Origin of the sequence: Rhizobium alarense (assembly GCF_021555155.1) — a bacterium.
GTDB lineage: Bacteria > Pseudomonadota > Alphaproteobacteria > Rhizobiales > Rhizobiaceae > Rhizobium_D > Rhizobium_D alarense.
Genome location: NZ_JAKGBU010000096.1, coordinates 2,033 through 19,100, shown reverse-complemented (window position 1 = coordinate 19,100; position 17,068 = coordinate 2,033). Strand labels below are relative to the sequence as shown.

The following is a 17,068-nucleotide window of genomic DNA, read 5'->3' as shown; positions in this document are numbered from 1 at the left end:
TGCTCTCCTCGCAAAGGGCCGAAAGTGTAACCCATCTATCCGGAATGAACTGTCACCCATCTCTCGGGAAGGGCATCGCCTTCTGGGCGAACAATTTGCCGCCGATAGCCCGATATTCTCGCCGGTCACCGCATGACATCGCGCAGTACAGCAGACTACCGATGCCTCGCTGTTGCCCGCAATTTTTGTGTGTCTGAAAATAGCCGGGAGAGGACTGGAAGGTTTCGGGCGCCAAATGTTTAGGAAAGCTGCCATTAATCTGCGCTAGGCTGGCTACGCCAGCACGATGCCAGCCTTCTCCGCACAGTAGACCCGTTCGCGCGCCTGCTCGATGATTCGCCGATTGTAGCGGGCCAGCATTGGGCGATTGTTCTTCGTCACCGTCACATTGATTGTGGCCTGGGGCCGCTGCCGCCAGGCGGCTAAGGCATTCGCCACAAACGCAGGCGCGGCGTGGCCTTCGACCAAGGTCGCGGCGTCGGCGAAAACATAGTCCACGAAGGCGGTGGAGCACAGATTGAAGGACATCGCCATGTGCGCGCCGTCTGGAATGGGCTGGCAGTAGCTTCGATCCGAAAGGAGGCAGACGTCTTGGTCGTAGGTCCACACAAAGGCTGCGGCCTGCGTGTCGCGCGCCTCAAACAGCCCCTTGATCATGCCTTCGAACAGGTTCGGCCGGTCATCCCCGATGTGCATCAACAGAACGAAGATCAGCCTGAGCCACTCAACATAGGTCTCCTGCGATATGTCGATTTGCTGGCACAGGTGAGCCTGATGCGGCTTCTGTCCGTTGACGATCCGTCGATAGACGGCGAGCAGTTCCGGATCGGTCGGCTCGTAATGTCCAACGCCGGGAAAGCTGTTCAACACCTTCTGGATGCAGAAGGGATTGCGGACGAAGTTCAGCAGCTTCGCGGCGAACAGGTCGATAAGCTCAGTCTTGATGTCCGCGCTGCCCGCGGCCAGCTTATCGAGCAGGCCTTTGGTATGGATCGCGACATTCGCTTCGTACTTGTGAAACAGCGCCTCGAGGTTCATGCGCAGCGGTCCGCCTCCCGGCACGTCGAAGCTGAAGAGGTCAAGCATCGACAAGGTCGATGCGATCGCACGCCCGCGGGGGTTCTCCAGTTCAATCCGGTAAGCCTCTCGATCCGCGATGCGAAACGAGTAAATCCGGAAATTACCGCCGGTGCTGTTCGGGTTGCTCGCGTTGAGCCTCTGCTCAACCTGCGACACAAAGTGCTGATTGCGTGTGTCGTTACCGCGCATGCTCTGACGTCAGTCTCCCTTGAATCAGATCGTAGCACGGCCGCCACCGCAGTGGCGGCGCCGGGATCGCGCGACAGTATGCGTAATTCGCCTCAAAGGCAGCTACGGGGCTTGGTGCGCGCCACTTTGTCTGACCGCCTTGAAGGCGCAAACCTGCCGCCAAATGCACGATATTGCCGCCGATTGATACGCAAACCCCGCCGAAAACCGCCGATGGCCGCGTAACGTTGAATACCTGCATACTTGTCAGAGGCTTATCACCATCTCATAGTGCTCATCCTCGTCGGGCACTGCCCGCCATTTGCCGCTCACCGATTGCCCTCTATAGCGCGATACTGTCGCCGATCACCGCACGCCTGCGGAGCGGCATAGCAAACCGTCGATTCTACGCTAGAGCCCGGTCGTTGAGATCACACTTCCTTTGCAATCGTGTCGAAGTCCGCCTGCGTGATTTCAAAGAAGCCTGGCGCATCAGCCATCCCCAATTTGGGTTCTCTCGCGAGAAAGAAAGCGGCGGGCACCTACCAAAAACCGGGATGACCGCCGTTAGCCACCCAAATGCCGCCGAAACCTGCCGATGACCGCATAACATGGAGTATCTGCATAATCATCAAAGGGTTATGACGATCTCATAGCCCTCATCTTCGTCGGGCGTTGCCCGCCAGCCTTGCCTGAAGGTGCTCAATTTACGAACGGCTTGCCGCCGAACGCCGCCGATTTCCCTCCGCACTGTGCCTGTCCCGATTTTCACTCGCGCCGTGGCGAGAGGTTCATTCGTTCTGCCATTGCCATTGTAGGACGCTTGCCCTACAAATGCCTGGGTCAATTGTCCTACGGCGCGCATGGTGGTCCCTGCCGTTCGCGCTCCGGCTGAGGAAACCGACGATGAGCGCCAGCAAAACCCGCAGGCAAATCGTGGATGTCGCGGACCGGCTCTTCTACGAGCATGGTTTCGACGCGACATCCTTTGCCGACATCGCAAGGGATGTCGGGCTGTCACGCGGAAATTTCTATTATCATTTCAAGACCAAGGATGAGATCCTTGCGGCCGTGATCGCGCAGCGCGCAGCGCGCACGCGCGCCATGCTGGAGGCATGGGAACAGGATGCAGCTTCGCCCGGAGAGCGCATCCGAAGCTTCGTCCATCTTCTCATCGCGAACCGGACGAAGATCATGGCGCATGGATGCCCGGTCGGTACGCTTTGCAACGAGCTGGCGAAGCTCGATCACATGGCGAAGGACGATGCCGTCCGGCTGTTTTCCCTGTTCCGCAACTGGCTCAGCCGGCAGTTCGCCGCGCTCGGGCGCGACGCCGATGCCGATGCGCTCGCGCTCCATGTCCTGATGCGCAGCCAGGGCGTCGCGGCGCTCGCCACCGCCTTCCGCGACGAGGATTTCATCCGCCGCGAGGTCGCGGACATGGAGACCTGGCTGCAAGCCCAATGTCCGGCCGCTTCATTCGGCCATTCCCGCCAACCCGTTTGATGGAGCAACCATGTTCATCATCACCCTTCGCATCAAAGACAAGACCAGAGCGCCACAGTTCACGGACGGGCATAATGCGTGGATCAGACGGGGTTTCGATGACGGCGTGTTCCTGCTGGTCGGCAGCCTTCAGCCGAATGCGGGCGGGGCGATCCTCGCGCACAATGCCTCGCCGGAGGACATCGAGGCGCGGGTGCAGGACGATCCCTTCGTCGCCGAAGGCGTGGTCAGCGCGGAGATCCTTGCCGTCGCGCCGGGCCGCACCGATGAACGGCTCGCCTTCCTGAAAGCCTGAGCGATGAGCGCGATCATTCCCGGCCCGGACGCGGGTCGCCGTGCCGGATCGGGACGATGGCGCAAAAGGCGCCTGGAATCACGGCAAAGAGCAGGATACATACAAGGCGCACCGGGGCGTCTCCCGTCGGCCGCCGTCTGGACGGCGGGGCGACGGCGGGAAAGGTCCGGGCGGAGCGGGTGCCGGAAGCGGCGAACGGACAAGCGGGCGGTAACGGACAGGCGGGCGGTCACGTGCAGGGCAAGTCGGAAAACACCAATATCACGGTCCGGAAGCTGGCGAACGGCCGCTGGACCTACGGGCTCACCTTCCGGGGCGTCAGCTACCCCGTGCGCGACCAGTTTGCCTCGCAGCTCCAGGCGATCGCGGCGGCCCAGGATATCCTGCGCCGCCTCGAAGGCCGCCAGGCGCAGCGATGACGGCGGAAACGGCGGAGCGGCGCGCAATGTCGTGCTCCGGACGAAATTCCCGTGAAATGATCACGCTTCTCCCGATTTTTCGCCATTTTGCTCCCTGAATGATCAATTCCGGAACAGAACAGCCGTGAATTCATTCAAATGCTGTTCAGAAAGCGGATGGTAGGGTCCGCTTCGACCATTTCGACTATGCGGCTCACCGAGGAAAGGAACGATTGTCATGGCTACCATCATCGAGGGCACCAACGGTCGCGACGTGATCTACCAGGACTGGGACGAGGAAGTGGAGGTGTACGCCTACGGCGGCAATGACGACATCTACCTCAACCTCGTGAACCGGTACGGCGGCTACAACTATGTCGAGGCCGGCAGCGGCGACGATTATGTCCAGAACGGTTTCGAAGGCGGCAACGACATCTATCTGGGGTCGGGCAACGACCTCTATGTCCATGACGGCATCGCGATCGACTATGACAGCTACGACCGCGTCTTCGGCGAATCGGGCAACGACACGTTCGAGGTAGAGACGCTGCAGAGCGACTATTACGGCGGCAGCGGCAAGGACGTCTTCAAGACGGCCGGCTACAACAACTATTTCGACGGCGGCGACGGCGTCGACACGATCAACTACTCGCTGCAGGATTCGACCGAACTCGAGGGCATCGGCGTCTATCTCAACCTCGACGAGGGCTTCGCCGAGGTCGGCAACGACGGCTATGAGGAATTCGACGACATCGAGAACGCCACCGGCACCGGCTGGCACGACACGATCATCGGCACCGCCGGCGCCAATGTCCTGAAGGGCCTCAACGGCGAGGACCAGCTCGAGGGCCTCGAGGGCGATGACGACCTCTATGGCGGCAACGGCAACGACACGCTCTACGGCGACGACGGTTACGACAACCTCTTCGGCGAAAAGGGTCACGACGACCTTTACGGCGGGACCGGCGAGGACGACCTCTCCGGCGGCAAGGGCTACGACAACCTTTCCGGCGGCAAGGGCCGCGACGTTCTCATCGGCGGCCTCGGATCCGACCTGCTGAACGGCGGCAAGGGGGCCGACAACTTCGATTTCAACTCGGTCGATGATTCCGTCGTCGGTTCCAACCGGGACGAGATCGTCGACTTCAACCGCGGCCAGGGCGACGTGATCGACCTCTCCGGCATCGACGCCAACGAAAACAGCGGCGGCAACCAGTCGTTCGACTTCATCGGCACGTCCGGCTTCTCCGGCACAGCCCGCGAACTGCGCTACAATGGCCATATCATCGCCGGCGACGTCGACGGCGACGGCTCGGCCGACTTCCAGATCGAGGCGAACCTGACGCAGTATTTCGCGGACGACTTCGTGCTCTGACGCCCGGGCGCACCTTCAAGAACGAAAATGCCGGGATCTCTCCCGGCATTTTTTTTGGGGTCCGTGGCCGCCGTCAGGTCTTGTTGGCCAGCCGGTCGATCGCGCTCTGGGTGGCGACGCCGAAGTCGCCGTCGATCGGGCCGCTGTAGAAGCCGCGGCTCTTCAGGATCTGCTGCACCTCCTTGCGGAACTGCGGCGTGAAGTTCGCCGGCGAGCCCTTCAGCTCCTGCAGCTTGCCCTGGTCGCCGCCCTCGACGCTGGCGATCGCCCAGCGGGCGGCCTCCTGCGCATTGGCGCGCGTGCCGAGCCCCTGGTCGTAGAGCCTGGACAGGTTGCCCATCGCATAGGTGTTGCCGCCGTTCGCCGCCTTCAGGTACCAGTCGTGCGCCGCGACATAGTCCTGCTTGACGCCGTTGCCGACATCAAACAGCCAGCCGAGCGAGGCCATAGAATAGAAGTCGTTCTGCGCGGCCGCCTGCTCGTACCACTTGCGGGCCTCCACGTAGTCGACCGCGACGCCGAGGCCGGACTGGTAGGCGTAGCCGAGCGAGGACATGGCGTTGACGTCGCCGTTTTCCGCTCCCTTGCGGTACCAGTCGAGCGACAGCGCATAGTCCCGGTTGAGGCCGATGCCCTCGCGGTAGAACCAGCCCATCGTCGCCTGCGCGTTGCCGTAACCCTGGTCGGCCGCCTTCTGGTACCACTTGACGGCTTCCGCATAGTCCTTGCGGGTGCCGTTGTAGCCTTCGCGGTAGAGCCAGCCGAGCGAGGCCTGTGCATAGGCATTGCCGGCATTCGCCGCCTGTTCGAACATGCGGATGCCCTTCGCCATGTCGGCCGGGCCGTCCGTGCCGTAGATCGAGAACCACGCAAGGTTGGTCAGCGCGTACATGTTCCCTTCGTCGGCGGACTTCTGGTAGAGCTCGCGCGCCCGGGCATAGTTGCGCGCCGTGTCGTTGGCGCGGCCGAGCAGGTTGCGGATCATGCTGTCGCCGGGATTGGCGTTGAGCGCCGCCTCGCAGGCCGGGATCGCCCGGCCATAGTCGATCTGGGCGAAGAGCTTGCCGATGAAGCCCGGCTTCGAGTTGGGCTCGCCGGCGAGTTCGTGGCACTGGTCGACATCCGAGCCGGTCGCCGTGACCGTCGACTGGCCGCTGTCGGTCGTGGTGGTTGTGGTCAGAGCGCTGGTATTGCTGCGCGAGCCAGCGAGCTGATCGATCGCCGCAAGCGTCGCCGCGCCGAATTCGCCATCGGTCGCGCCGCTGTAGAGCCCCCGCTCCTTGAGGAGGGCCTGCATCTCGCGGCGGAAGGCGACGGTGAAGTTCGACGGGGTGTTCTTCAGCTCGTTGAGCTTCGTCGTGTCGCCGCTTTCGACGCTCGCCGCCGCCCAGCGGACGGCTTCCTTGGCGTCGGCCGGCGTGCCGAGGCCCTGGTCGTAGAGGCGCGACAGGTTGCCCATGGCATAGGCGCTGCCGGCATTCGAGGCCTTTTCGTACCAGTAGCGGGCCTCGACATAGTCCTGCTTCACGCCGTTGCCGACGTCGTAGAGCCAGCCGAGCGACGCCATCGAATAGCTGTCGCCGACATTGGCGGCCTTCTCGTACCAGACCTTGGCCTCGGCATAGTTCTGCGCCGTTCCGAGACCGTTCTGGTAGGCCCAGCCGAGCGAGGACATGGCGTTCGCGTCGCCGGCATCAGCGGCCTTGCGGTACCAGGCGAGCGACTGGACATAGTCCTGGCCGACGCCGTGGCCTTCGCGGTAGAACCAGCCCATCGTCGCCATGGCATTGGCATAGCCCTGGTTGGCCGACTGCTGGTACCACTTGACGGCCTCGTTGTAGTCCTGGCGCGTGCCGCCATAGCCTTCGCGGTAGAGCCAGCCGAGGGAGGCCTGCGCATAGGCGTTGCCGGCGATCGCGGCCTTCTCGAACATCGACAGGCCCTTCGGCACGTCGACGGGTCCGTCGGTGCCGTAGACCGAGAACCAGGCGAGGTTCGTCAGGGCATACATGTTACCGAGGTCGATCGCCTTCTCGTAGTTGCGGCGTGCCTCGACATAGTTGCGGTCGGCGTCATGCGCGCGGCCGAGCATGTTGACGAGCGCGCCGTCGCTCGGGTTCTCGTTGACGGCCTGCGCGCAGGCGGTGAGCGCCCGCTTGGCGTCGATCTTCAGGAAGTTGACGCCCATGAAGCCCGGCAGCGACTGCGGCTCGCCGGCAAGCAGGTAGCAGTCGCGCGAGGCGGCCGTGTCCTGCCCGACGGTGGTCGACGTCTTCGGCTGCAGCGCCGCGATGAGCTGTTCGGCCTCGCCCTTGTGGGTGCTGTCCGGATAGCGCTCGATGAAGCGCGTCAGCGCCGCCGCATCGGTCGAGCCCTTCAGCGCCTCCCAGGCGATCTGGTCGGCCGTGTCGCCGGTCTTCTCGGTCGTTTCGGCGAGCGAGGCGAGCTTCTTCTCGGCCAGCATCTTGTAGACCGGGTCCTTGCCGTGCTTGGCGATGAAGGCCTCGAGCAGGTCCTTGTCGGCGAGGTCGCGGATGTTCTGCCAGTCGGCGGCCGCCTCGGACTGGCCGTTCGGCGAGACCTCCTGCGTGTTGCCGCTGTTGGTGACGTTGATGTTGACTTCCTTGATGTTCAGGAAGATCTGCGCGCCGCCGAGCGAGCCGTAGACGAAAGGCTCCTGCTCGCGGTTCGTCACCTGGACCACCTCGTCACGCACCTTGCCGAGCGCGATGCGCACGTCGACGCCGGGCTCGATGAGATACTTGGAGAGCGCCGTGGCGAACGGGCTGTTCTCGCCGTCGCCGTCGAGCGCCACCGTGCCGGCCTTCGAGGCGAAGGCGATCAGCGTATCGGCGGATTCCGGCTCGACGCGGGCAAGGCCGCGCGTCACCGCGCGCGTGCCGATCGACCGGGTCATCGACTGGGAAAACGGATTGTTGCGGCAGGCGTCGAGGATGAAGAGCTTGAGCTTCGTCGCGCCGGAAAGCGCCCGCTGCACGCGGTCGATCGGCACGCTCTCGTCCTCGACGTCGCGGTCGCTCTTCAGCTGGGCGTCGGTCGGAAGCAGATAGTTGACGCCGTTCATCTCCATCGCATGGCCCGAGAAATAGACGACGGCCACCTCGGCATCGAGCGCCTGGTCCTCGAACTCGCGCAGCGCCTTGACCATCGCCGAGCGGTCGAGGTCATGAACGGTCAGGACGGAATCGAAACCCGCGCTTTCGAACGACGCCTTCATCAGCTCGACATCGTTGGCGGGGTTCTTCAGCTGTGCGGTGGCTTCGTATTTCTGGTTGCCGATCAGAAGCGCGACGCGCTTGGCCTCGGCGGAGCCCGCCTGCAGCACGAAGATCGAGATCGATACGAAGAATACCGGCGCCCAGCGCTTTGTCATTCGCTTGAACATACCCTTCCCTCCGGCATTATTGCCGACAGTATTACGTATGGGCATGCCGGTTTCAATGATCGGCCGACCGGATTTTTTGGGACGAAGCGCCGGGGGCAACCTCAGGCCGCGATCTCGACCCACCGCCTGTCGCGGAAGGACCGGGCCATGGCGTGCACGGTCTTCTCGATCCGGAGCCCCTGGGCGAAGTCTATGGCATGGAACGACATTCCGGCAACGGCCGCGATCAGCTCGCGGCACTCGATCACCTTGAGGTCGTTGAAGCCGAGGCCATGGCCGGGAGCCGGAATGAAGCGGTCGTAGGGCTTGTGATGCGGTGCCGTCAGCACCGTCGCATAGCCCTGCTCCGTCGCCCGTCCGTCGGTCCGGTAGATCTGGAATTCGTTCATCCGCTCCTGGTCGAACAGGATGGAGCCCTTCGAACCGTAGATCTGCAGCGCGATGCGGCCCTTGCGGCCCCAGGCGGCGCGGCTTGCCATCAGCACGCCGGAGACATTGCCGGGCAGGCGCATCAGCACGCTCGCCGTATCGTGGTTCTCGACGGCGCGGCGGCCGCCGTCGCGGGTGGGCCGGTCCGGATAGGGTTTCGAGAGGTCGGCGATCACCGCCTCGACATGGCCGAACAGGCACCACAGCAGCGACAGCGGATGCACGGCGAAATCGTCGAGCGCGCCATAGCCGGCGGACGCCTCGCTCTTCCAGTAGAAGAGTGCCTCCGGGTCGGCCATGAAATCCTCGTCCATCTCGACCCGCACATGGTTGACGGTGCCGATCGCGCCCTCGTCGAGCAGCGTGCGGATATGGCGGATCACCGGGTTCTGGATGTAGTTGTAGCCCATGATGGCGATGCGGCCGGCGGAAAACGCGGCGTTCAGCATGCGCTCGGCATCGGCGAAGGCCGGCGCCATCGGCTTCTCGCACCAGACATGCTTGCCGGCCTCGAGCGCCGCGATCGCCATGTCGGCGTGGAACTGATTCGGCGTCGTGACCGAGATCACGTCCACCTCCGGATCGGCCAGCAGGTCCCGCCAGTCGGCCGTCGCCCTGGCAAAGCCGAATTCGCGGGCGCGCGCCTGCGCCAGGTCGGCATTGGCCTCCGCCAGATGCACGAGACGCGGCCGCTCGACATCGCCGAAAATCGCGCTCACATTGTTCCAGGCGAGCGCGTGGCACTTGCCCATGTAGCCCGTACCGATCAGACCGACACCCAGAGCCTTCATCGCGCGTCCTCCCTACGATATACCGGCATTGTTTGCCGGAATGCATAGCCGGAAAGTTTTGGAACGAAAACATTCTTTTTCGTTCATATGGAATATTTGTTTCATTTGCGGCATGATCCGTGCGGGAGGCGAACCAGACATGACCAGTTCCGACACGACGGTGCGGGTGCCGCGGGATTTCGAGAGCCTGCGCCACATCATCATCGAAAAGAAGGCGACGATGCCGAAGCGGCTCGCGCAGGTCGCCGCCTTCGCGCTGGCCAATCCCGACGACATCGCCTTCGGCACCGCGGCACGCATCGCGACCGCCGCGGATGTCCAGCCCTCGACGCTCGTCCGCCTCGCCCAGCATCTCGGCTATGACGGCTTCTCCGACCTTCAGGACGTGTTTCGCGCACGGCTGCGCGACCGGACGCTCTCCTACGAGGAACGGCTTCTCTCGCTGGAACAGGGGCCTGCGGCCAACAGCGACACGGAACTGCTTTCCGGATTTCTGACCGCGGCCAGCCAGTCCGTCGCAAGGCTCGCCACGACGATCGACGGCGACACCTTCACGCGATCGGTCGACATTCTGTCGCGGGCGGAGACGATCTATCTCGTCGCCAAGCGCCGCTCCTATCCGCTGACGGCGCATATCGCCTATGCCTTCGGCAAACTCGGCATCCGCCACCAGATGGTCGCCTCGCCGAACGGCATCGATCCGGAAATCGCCCAGTTCGCCACGGCCGGCGACGCGGTGATCGCCGCAAGCTTCTCGCCCTATGCCGCCGAAAGCCTCGCCCAGGCGCAGGAACTCGCCGACCGGGGCGTGCCGATCATCGCCATCACCGACTCGGTCTTCTCGCCGCTCGCCAGCTGCGCCACGCACTGGTTCGAGGTATCGGAGGCGGACTATGCCGGTTTCCGCTCGCTGTCGGCGTCGATCGCCCTCGCGATGGCGCTCCCCGTCGCGATCGCCGAGAAGCGCCGGGCGATGAGCAGGAAGGGCGGCAAGGCATAGGGAATGACAAAACGGAATGCCTATTCCGAATTGACATTATAATGGAATTAATGTTTCATTTCTCCAAGGCACCCGCCGGAATGCGGGTGCGGAGAAACGGGAGGAAACCATGCCGCACACCGACCTTGCTCCGGCCGGGACGATGCTGGACGTCATAACGATCGGCCGCTCATCCGTCGATCTCTACGGCCAGCAGCTCGGCACGCGGCTGGAGGACACCGCCTCCTTCGCCAAGTCGGTCGGCGGCTGCCCGGCCAATATCGCGATCGGCACGGCGCGCCTCGGCCTGAAGTCCGGCCTCATCACCCGCGTCGGCGACGAGCAGATGGGCCGCTTCATCATCGAACAGTCGGCCCGCGAAGGGGTCGCGACCGCCGGCATCCGCACCGACAGGGACCGTCTGACGGCACTCGTGCTGCTGGCGATCGAATCGGAAGGCGTCTCGCCGATGATCTTCGTGCGCACCGACTGCGCCGACATGGCGCTTTGCGAGGACGACATCGATCCCGACTTCATCCGCTCCTCGCGCGCCGTGCTCGTCTCGGGCACGCATTTTTCGAAACCGAACACCGAGGCCGCGCAGCGCAAGGCGATCCGGCTTGCCAAGGATGCCGGCCGCAAGGTGATCTTCGACGTGGACTACCGGCCGAACCTCTGGGGGCTAGCCGGTCATGCCGAGGGTTTCGAGCGTTATGTGAAGTCCGACCGCGTTTCATCCCTGATGAAATCCGTGCTGCCGGACTGCGACCTGATCGTCGGGACGGAAGAGGAGATCATGATCGCGTCGGGCGCCGACGACGTGCTGTCCTCGCTGAAGGCGATCCGGGCCGTCTCGCCGGCGACGATCGTGCTGAAGCGCGGCGCCATGGGCTGCATCGTCTATGACGGGCCGATCTCCGACGACCTGGAGGACGGCGTCGTCGGGCAAGGCTTCCCGATCGAGGTCTACAACGTGCTCGGCGCCGGTGACGCCTTCATGTCGGGCTTCCTGCGGGGCTGGCTGACCGGCGAGGACCACCAGACCTCGGCCACCTGGGCGAACGCCTGCGGCGCCTTCGCCGTCTCCCGCTTGCTCTGCTCGCCGGAATATCCGAGCTGGGAGGAACTCGCCTTCTTCCTGAAGAACGGCAGCAAGCACCGCGCGCTGCGCAAGGACGAGGCGATCAACCACATCCACTGGGCGACGAACCGCAAGACCGGCGACATTCCGCTGCTGATGGCGCTTGCCTGCGACCACCGCATGCAGCTCGTCGACGTCGCCGACGAGCTCGGCGTGCCGCACAAGAAGATTTCGGAGTTCAAGCGGCTGACCGTCCAGGCCGCAGCCCGCGTCGCCGATGGCCGGCCCGGCTACGGCATGCTGATCGACGAGCGCTTCGGCCGCGATGCCTTCTTCGACGCGGCGACGCAGAACTTCTCGTGGCTCGGTCGCCCGGTCGAGCTGCCGGGCTCCAAGCCGCTGCGCTTCGAGTTCAGCCAGGACATCGGCTCGCAGCTCGTCGAATGGCCGCTCGACCATTGCATCAAATGCCTGTGCTTCTATCATCCGGACGACCCGGCAGCGCTGAAAGAGGAGCAGCAGGAGAAGCTGCGCACGCTGTTCGAGGCGGCGCGCCGCGTCGGGCGGGAGCTGCTGATCGAGATCATCGCCGGCAAGAACGGACCGCTTAAGGATGACACGGTGTCGACGGCGCTGCAGGAACTCTACGACCTCGGCATCAAGCCCGACTGGTGGAAGCTCGAGCCGCAGGCATCCGCCGGCGCCTGGCGGAACATCGAGGCGGTGATCGCCGAAAACGACGGCTATTGCCGCGGCATCGTGCTGCTCGGTCTCGAAGCGCCGACGGAGGATCTGGTGAAGGCCTTCGAGGCGACGACGGTGGCACCCGCCGTCAAGGGCTTTGCGGTCGGCCGCACCATCTTCGCCGACGCGGCGCGCGCCTGGATGGCCGGCAGGATGGACGATGAGGCGGCGGTCGCCGACATGGCGGCGCGTTTCAGGGAACTGACCGACGCGTGGCTGAGGACGCGCGGGCTGACGTAACAAAGACCCGTCTGACAGGTTTTGGGGTTGGGCGCCCCCTCACCCCGCCTCCGCTGCGCTCGGCGGACCTCTCCCCGAGGGGAGAGGAGGACGGAGAGGCTGCGGCATTCTCCCTCTTCTCCCCTCGGGGAGAAGGTGGCCCGAAGGGCCGGATGAGGGGGCCGACGCCCGATGCAATGCCCGTCCTTTCAGGGGCGGACGAACGAGATAACAAGGTTTCCGGGAGGACCCGATGGCAAAGACGATCCGGCTGACGATGGCACAGGCCGTCGCGCACTTCCTCAAGGCACAGATGACGATCGTCGACGGCGCCAAGGTGCCGATCTTCGGCGGCGTCTGGGCGATCTTCGGCCACGGCAACGTCGCCGGCATGGGCGAGGCGCTCTATCAGGTGAGACGCGAGCTGCCGACCTACCGTGCCCACAACGAACAGGGCATGGCGCATGCGGCGGTCGCCTATGCCAAGGCGAGCTTCCGCAGCCGCTTCATGGCCTGCACGACCTCGATCGGCCCCGGTGCACTGAACATGGTGACGGCGGCCGGCGTCGCCCATGTCAACCGCCTGCCGGTGCTCTTCCTGCCCGGCGACGTCTTCGCCAACCGTATTCCCGACCCGGTCCTCCAGCAGATCGAGGATTTCGGCGACGGCACCGTCTCGGTCAACGACGCCTTCCGCTGCGTCTCGCGCTATTTCGACCGCATCACCCGGCCGGAACAGATCATCCCGGCGCTGAAGCGCGCCATGCAGGTGCTGACCGACCCGGTCGACTGCGGGCCGGTGACGCTGTCGCTCTGCCAGGACGTGCAGGCGGAGGCCTACGACTATCCGGAAAGCCTGTTTGCCGAGAAGGTCTGGACGCAGCGCCGGCCGCGGCCGGATGCCGACGAATTCGCCGCCGCGATCGAGACGATCCGCCAGGCGCAAAAGCCGCTGATCATCGCCGGCGGCGGCGTGCTCTATTCGCACGCGACGGCGGAGCTCAAGGCCTTCGCCGGCATGCACGGCATCCCCGTCGCCGTCACCCAGGCCGGCAAGTCGGCGATCCCCGACGATCATGCGCTGTGCATGGGCTCGATCGGCGTCACCGGCACCTCGGCGGCCAACGCCTTTGCCGAGGAGGCCGACGTCATCATCGCCGTCGGCACCCGCATGCAGGATTTCACGACGGGCTCCTGGGCGCTGTTCAAGAACGAGACGCTGAAATTCGTCGGCCTCAACACGGCCGCCTTCGATGCCGCCAAGCACGATGCGCTGCCGCTCGTCGCCGACGCGCGCGAAGGCCTGACGCTGCTGTCCGAGGCGCTCGGCGGCTGGAAGGCGCCGGCCTCCGTCGAACAGGCGGCAAAGACGCGCAAGGCGGAATGGATGGCGGCGGCGCAGCGGGCGACGGCCGCGACGAACGCCGACCTTCCCTCCGACGCGCAGGTGATCGGGACTGTCCAGCGCACGATCGGCGGGGAGAATTCCGTGCTGGTCTGCGCGGCCGGCGGCCTTCCCGGCGAACTGCACAAGCTCTGGCAGGCGCACCGGCCGGGCAGCTACCACATGGAATACGGCTTCTCCTGCATGGGCTACGAGATCGCCGGCGGGCTCGGCGTCAAGATGGCGCGGCCGGAAGCCGACGTCGTCGTCATGGTCGGCGATGGTTCCTACATGATGATGAATTCCGAGCTGTCCACCTCGATCATGCTCGGGCAGAAGCTCACCATCGTCGTGCTCGACAACCGCGGCTACGGCTGCATCAACCGGCTGCAGATGGCAACCGGCGGCGCGAACTTCAACAACCTTCTGAAGGATGCCAATATCGAGATGATGCCGGACATCGACTTCCGGGCGCATGCCGAAAGCATGGGGGCCGTGGCGGTGAAGGTCTCCTCCATCGCCGACCTGGAAACCGCGATCCAGCAGAGCAAGGGCAACGACCGCACCTCCGTCATCGTCATCGACACCGACCCGCTCGTCACCACCGACGCCGGCGGCCACTGGTGGGATGTCGCGGTGCCGGAAGTGAGCCCGCGCAACGAGGTCAACAAGGCGCGGGAAGCCTATGTGAAGGCGTTGGAAGCGCAGCGGATCGGCTAAAGCATACACCTCCCTAACCGTCATCCTCGGGACAAGCCCGAGGATGACGGAGGAAAGGGAACGCATAGAGACAACGACAACGGGAAGCCCTGCTTCCCGCCCATGGAGACTTCGCATGAAAGCCAAACTCGGCATGTCGCCCATCGCCTGGTGGAACGACGATCTTCCCGACCTCAGCGACGACGTGTCGCTCGAGGAATGCCTGCGGCAGTCCCGCAGCGCCGGCTTCACCGGCATGGAAAAGGGCCGCCGCTTCCCCGACGACCCGGCGGTGATGCTGCCGATCCTGCGTGCCGCAGACGTGACGCTCTGCGGCGGCTGGTTCTCGGGAACCCTGGTCGACGAGGGCCTTGCCGCCAACAAGGACCGCATCGCGCCGATGATCGAACTCTTCAAGGCCGTCGATGCGCCCTGCATCGTCTATGGCGAAGTCGGCCGCTCCATCCAGGGCGACCGCGCGAAGCCGCTTGCCACCAAGCCGCGGCTTTCCGACGACGAGATGAAGGCCTACGGCCTCCGCCTGACCGAATTCGGCGAATGGTGCGCGGATCAGGGCATGCCGCTCTCCTACCACCACCATATGGCCGCCGTGGTGGAGACCGAGCCGGAACTCGACGCCTTCATGAACGCCTCGGGCGAAGGCATTCCGCTCTTGCTCGATGCCGGGCACCTGGCCTTTGCCGGCGGCGACGTGCTGCGCGCCATCGACAAGCATCACGCCCGCATCAACCACGTGCACGTCAAGGACATCCGCCGGGCCGTGGTGGACGGGCTCGACCGCAGCAAGCAGTCCTTCCTCGACGCGGTGGCGCTCGGCGCCTTCACCGTGCCGGGCGACGGCTCGCTCGATTTCGGCGCCATCGTGCAGCGCTTCGCCGACTACGGCTACGAGGGCTGGTTCGTCGTCGAGGCCGAGCAGGATCCGCGCAAGGCCCCGCCGCAGACGATGGCGGAGGTCGGATACGCGGAACTGATGCGCGTCATGACGGCCGCGGGTTATACGGTGGAGACGGAAGGCTTTCCGAAGGGGTAGTTGCGCGTGCGTGGGAGTGCCCCTCACCAAGCGCGCCCAGGCGTTCGACTTCGTCTCACGCGGGCTTGCTATCCTCTCCCTCAAGGGGAGAGGAAACGATGGGCAACCGCCTCGCCACAAGCAAAGGCCGGGCGCGTGGCACCTTCCTCTCCCCTTGAGGGAGAGGATACGAAGGCCGGGCGAACGACAGTGAGCCCCTGGCCGCAGTTGGTGAGGGGGCACCCGCTCACCGCAACCATTTGGAGAACAGCACCATGCCCAACCTGCTCGTCAAACCCGATGGCACCCATGGCCGGGTGAGCCATGTGACGCCGGAGAGCGCCGGCTGGACCTATGTCGGCTTCGACCTGCACCGGATGAAGCCGGGCGAGATCGTCTCGGCGGAGACGGGAAGCCGCGAAGTCTGCCTCGTCTGGGTCTCCGGCAAGGGCGAGGCGCGCGCCGCGGGCACGGATTTCGGCGTGCTCGGCGCGCGCATGAGCCCCTTCGACGGCGCGCCGCACGCGCTCTACGTGCCGGCCGGCGCCAACTGGTCGGTGACGGCGGAGACGGACCTGGAACTCGCCGTCTGCTCGGCCCCGGGCGGCGGCGACTACAAGGCCAAGGCGATCCCGCCGGGCACGCATCCGAAGCTCACCCGCGGCAAGGGCTCGAATGTCCGCCACGTCCACAACATCATGCCGGAGGACGACAACTCGGCCCATTCGCTGCTCGTCGTCGAGGTGATCACCCCGAGCGGCAACACCTCCTCCTATCCCTCGCACAAGCACGACCGGGACGACCTGCCGAACGAGAGCCTCCTGGAAGAGACCTATTACCACCGGCTCAACCCGCCGCAGGGCTTCGCCTTCCAGCGCGTCTATACCGACGACCGCTCGCTCGACGAGGCGATGGCGGTGGAGGACGGCGACGTGACGCTGGTGCCGAAGGGTTACCACCCCTGCGCCACCATCCACGGCTACGACCTCTATTATCTCAACGTCATGGCCGGCCCGAAGCGCGTGTGGAAATTCCACAATGCCAAGGAGCATGCGTGGCTGCTGGCGTAGCGGCCACCGTCAGGCGAGGCAGACGGCCCCGGCCGCAACGACAAGGCAGGCGACGATCCGGCGAGGCGTCAGCGCCTCCCCGAGGAAGAGCCGGCCGATGACGACGGCGAAGATGACGCTCGTTTCCCGCAGCGCCGTGATCGGGCCGACCGGCCCGAATGCGAAGGCCATCACCACCGAACCGTAGGCGAGCAGCACCACGACGCCGCCTGCGAGCGCGGCCCGTGTTTCGCGTGCACGCATGTCGACGCGGAGCCTTCCCCTCAGCGTCACGAAGGTCGCAGGCATCAGCAGGCCGTAGAACAGCAGGACCCAGGCGGTATAGGCGCCGGCATGGCCGGCGCGACGCACGCCCACCGCGTCCACCGTCACGTAGCTTGCGATGATCATGCCGGTCGCGAGCGCGAAGAG

At 64.9% G+C, this 17,068-nt stretch carries 13 protein-coding genes; 9 read left to right on the top strand and 4 right to left on the bottom strand.

The features are described 5' to 3' along the window. Positions 1-273 precede the first annotated feature (273 nt). Entirely contained in the window at positions 274-1,269 is a 996-nt protein-coding gene (locus LXM94_RS22275; RefSeq protein ID WP_235773670.1) for a hypothetical protein, read from the bottom strand. An 885-nt stretch (positions 1,270-2,154) separates the two neighbouring features. On the opposite strand from LXM94_RS22275, the gene LXM94_RS22270 reads away from it, so the two are divergent. From LXM94_RS22270 to LXM94_RS22255, 4 genes are all read left to right on the top strand, one after another. Next, a complete protein-coding gene (locus LXM94_RS22270) occupies positions 2,155-2,754 on the top strand; it encodes a TetR/AcrR family transcriptional regulator (RefSeq protein WP_235773669.1) in 600 nt (199 codons plus the stop codon). 10 nt (positions 2,755-2,764) lie between these two features. After that, positions 2,765-3,049 (top strand): YciI family protein, encoded by a 285-nt coding sequence (locus LXM94_RS22265; protein ID WP_235773668.1) that lies wholly within the window; start codon positions 2,765-2,767, stop codon positions 3,047-3,049. 56 nt (positions 3,050-3,105) lie between these two features. After that, on the top strand, positions 3,106-3,468 hold the full coding sequence (locus LXM94_RS22260) for a hypothetical protein (protein WP_235773667.1): 363 nt from the start codon (positions 3,106-3,108) through the stop codon (positions 3,466-3,468). Positions 3,469-3,685: 217 nt separating this feature from the next. Beyond that, positions 3,686-4,822, top strand: a complete 1,137-nt coding sequence (locus LXM94_RS22255) for a calcium-binding protein (protein WP_235773666.1) — start codon at positions 3,686-3,688, stop codon at positions 4,820-4,822. Positions 4,823-4,895: 73 nt separating this feature from the next. Here the strand turns inward: LXM94_RS22255 and LXM94_RS22250 are convergent, their stop codons facing one another. Both LXM94_RS22250 and LXM94_RS22245 read right to left on the bottom strand, forming a co-directional pair. Continuing rightward, positions 4,896-8,216 (bottom strand): caspase family protein, encoded by a 3,321-nt coding sequence (locus LXM94_RS22250; RefSeq protein ID WP_235773665.1) that lies wholly within the window; start codon positions 8,214-8,216, stop codon positions 4,896-4,898. A 113-nt stretch (positions 8,217-8,329) separates the two neighbouring features. Beyond that, positions 8,330-9,448, bottom strand: coding sequence for a Gfo/Idh/MocA family protein (locus LXM94_RS22245; RefSeq protein WP_235773664.1), 1,119 nt, complete (start codon positions 9,446-9,448; stop codon positions 8,330-8,332). A 139-nt stretch (positions 9,449-9,587) separates the two neighbouring features. Between LXM94_RS22245 and LXM94_RS22240 the strand changes: the two genes are divergently transcribed. The 5 genes from LXM94_RS22240 (at position 9,588) to iolB (ending at position 16,657) form a co-directional block, all read left to right on the top strand. Next, positions 9,588-10,448 carry a MurR/RpiR family transcriptional regulator gene (locus LXM94_RS22240; protein ID WP_235773663.1) on the top strand — a complete coding sequence of 287 codons (861 nt, stop codon included), beginning with the start codon at positions 9,588-9,590 and terminating at the stop codon, positions 10,446-10,448. Positions 10,449-10,557: 109 nt separating this feature from the next. Continuing rightward, entirely contained in the window at positions 10,558-12,492 is a 1,935-nt protein-coding gene (locus tag LXM94_RS22235) for a bifunctional 5-dehydro-2-deoxygluconokinase/5-dehydro-2-deoxyphosphogluconate aldolase (protein ID WP_235773662.1), read from the top strand. Between the two features lie 232 nt (positions 12,493-12,724). Then, positions 12,725-14,575 (top strand): 3D-(3,5/4)-trihydroxycyclohexane-1,2-dione acylhydrolase (decyclizing), encoded by a 1,851-nt coding sequence (gene iolD, locus LXM94_RS22230; protein ID WP_235773661.1) that lies wholly within the window; start codon positions 12,725-12,727, stop codon positions 14,573-14,575. Between the two features lie 115 nt (positions 14,576-14,690). After that, the gene (gene iolE, locus LXM94_RS22225) at positions 14,691-15,608 is read left to right on the top strand and encodes a myo-inosose-2 dehydratase (protein WP_235773660.1); all 918 of its coding nucleotides are present in this window, start codon (positions 14,691-14,693) and stop codon (positions 15,606-15,608) included. 254 nt (positions 15,609-15,862) lie between these two features. After that, positions 15,863-16,657, top strand: coding sequence for a 5-deoxy-glucuronate isomerase (gene iolB / locus LXM94_RS22220; RefSeq protein ID WP_235773659.1), 795 nt, complete (start codon positions 15,863-15,865; stop codon positions 16,655-16,657). A gap of 9 nt (positions 16,658-16,666) precedes the next feature. Here the strand turns inward: iolB and LXM94_RS22215 are convergent. Continuing rightward, a partial coding sequence (locus tag LXM94_RS22215) for an EamA family transporter (protein WP_235773658.1) occupies positions 16,667-17,068 on the bottom strand: 402 nt, incomplete at its 5' end.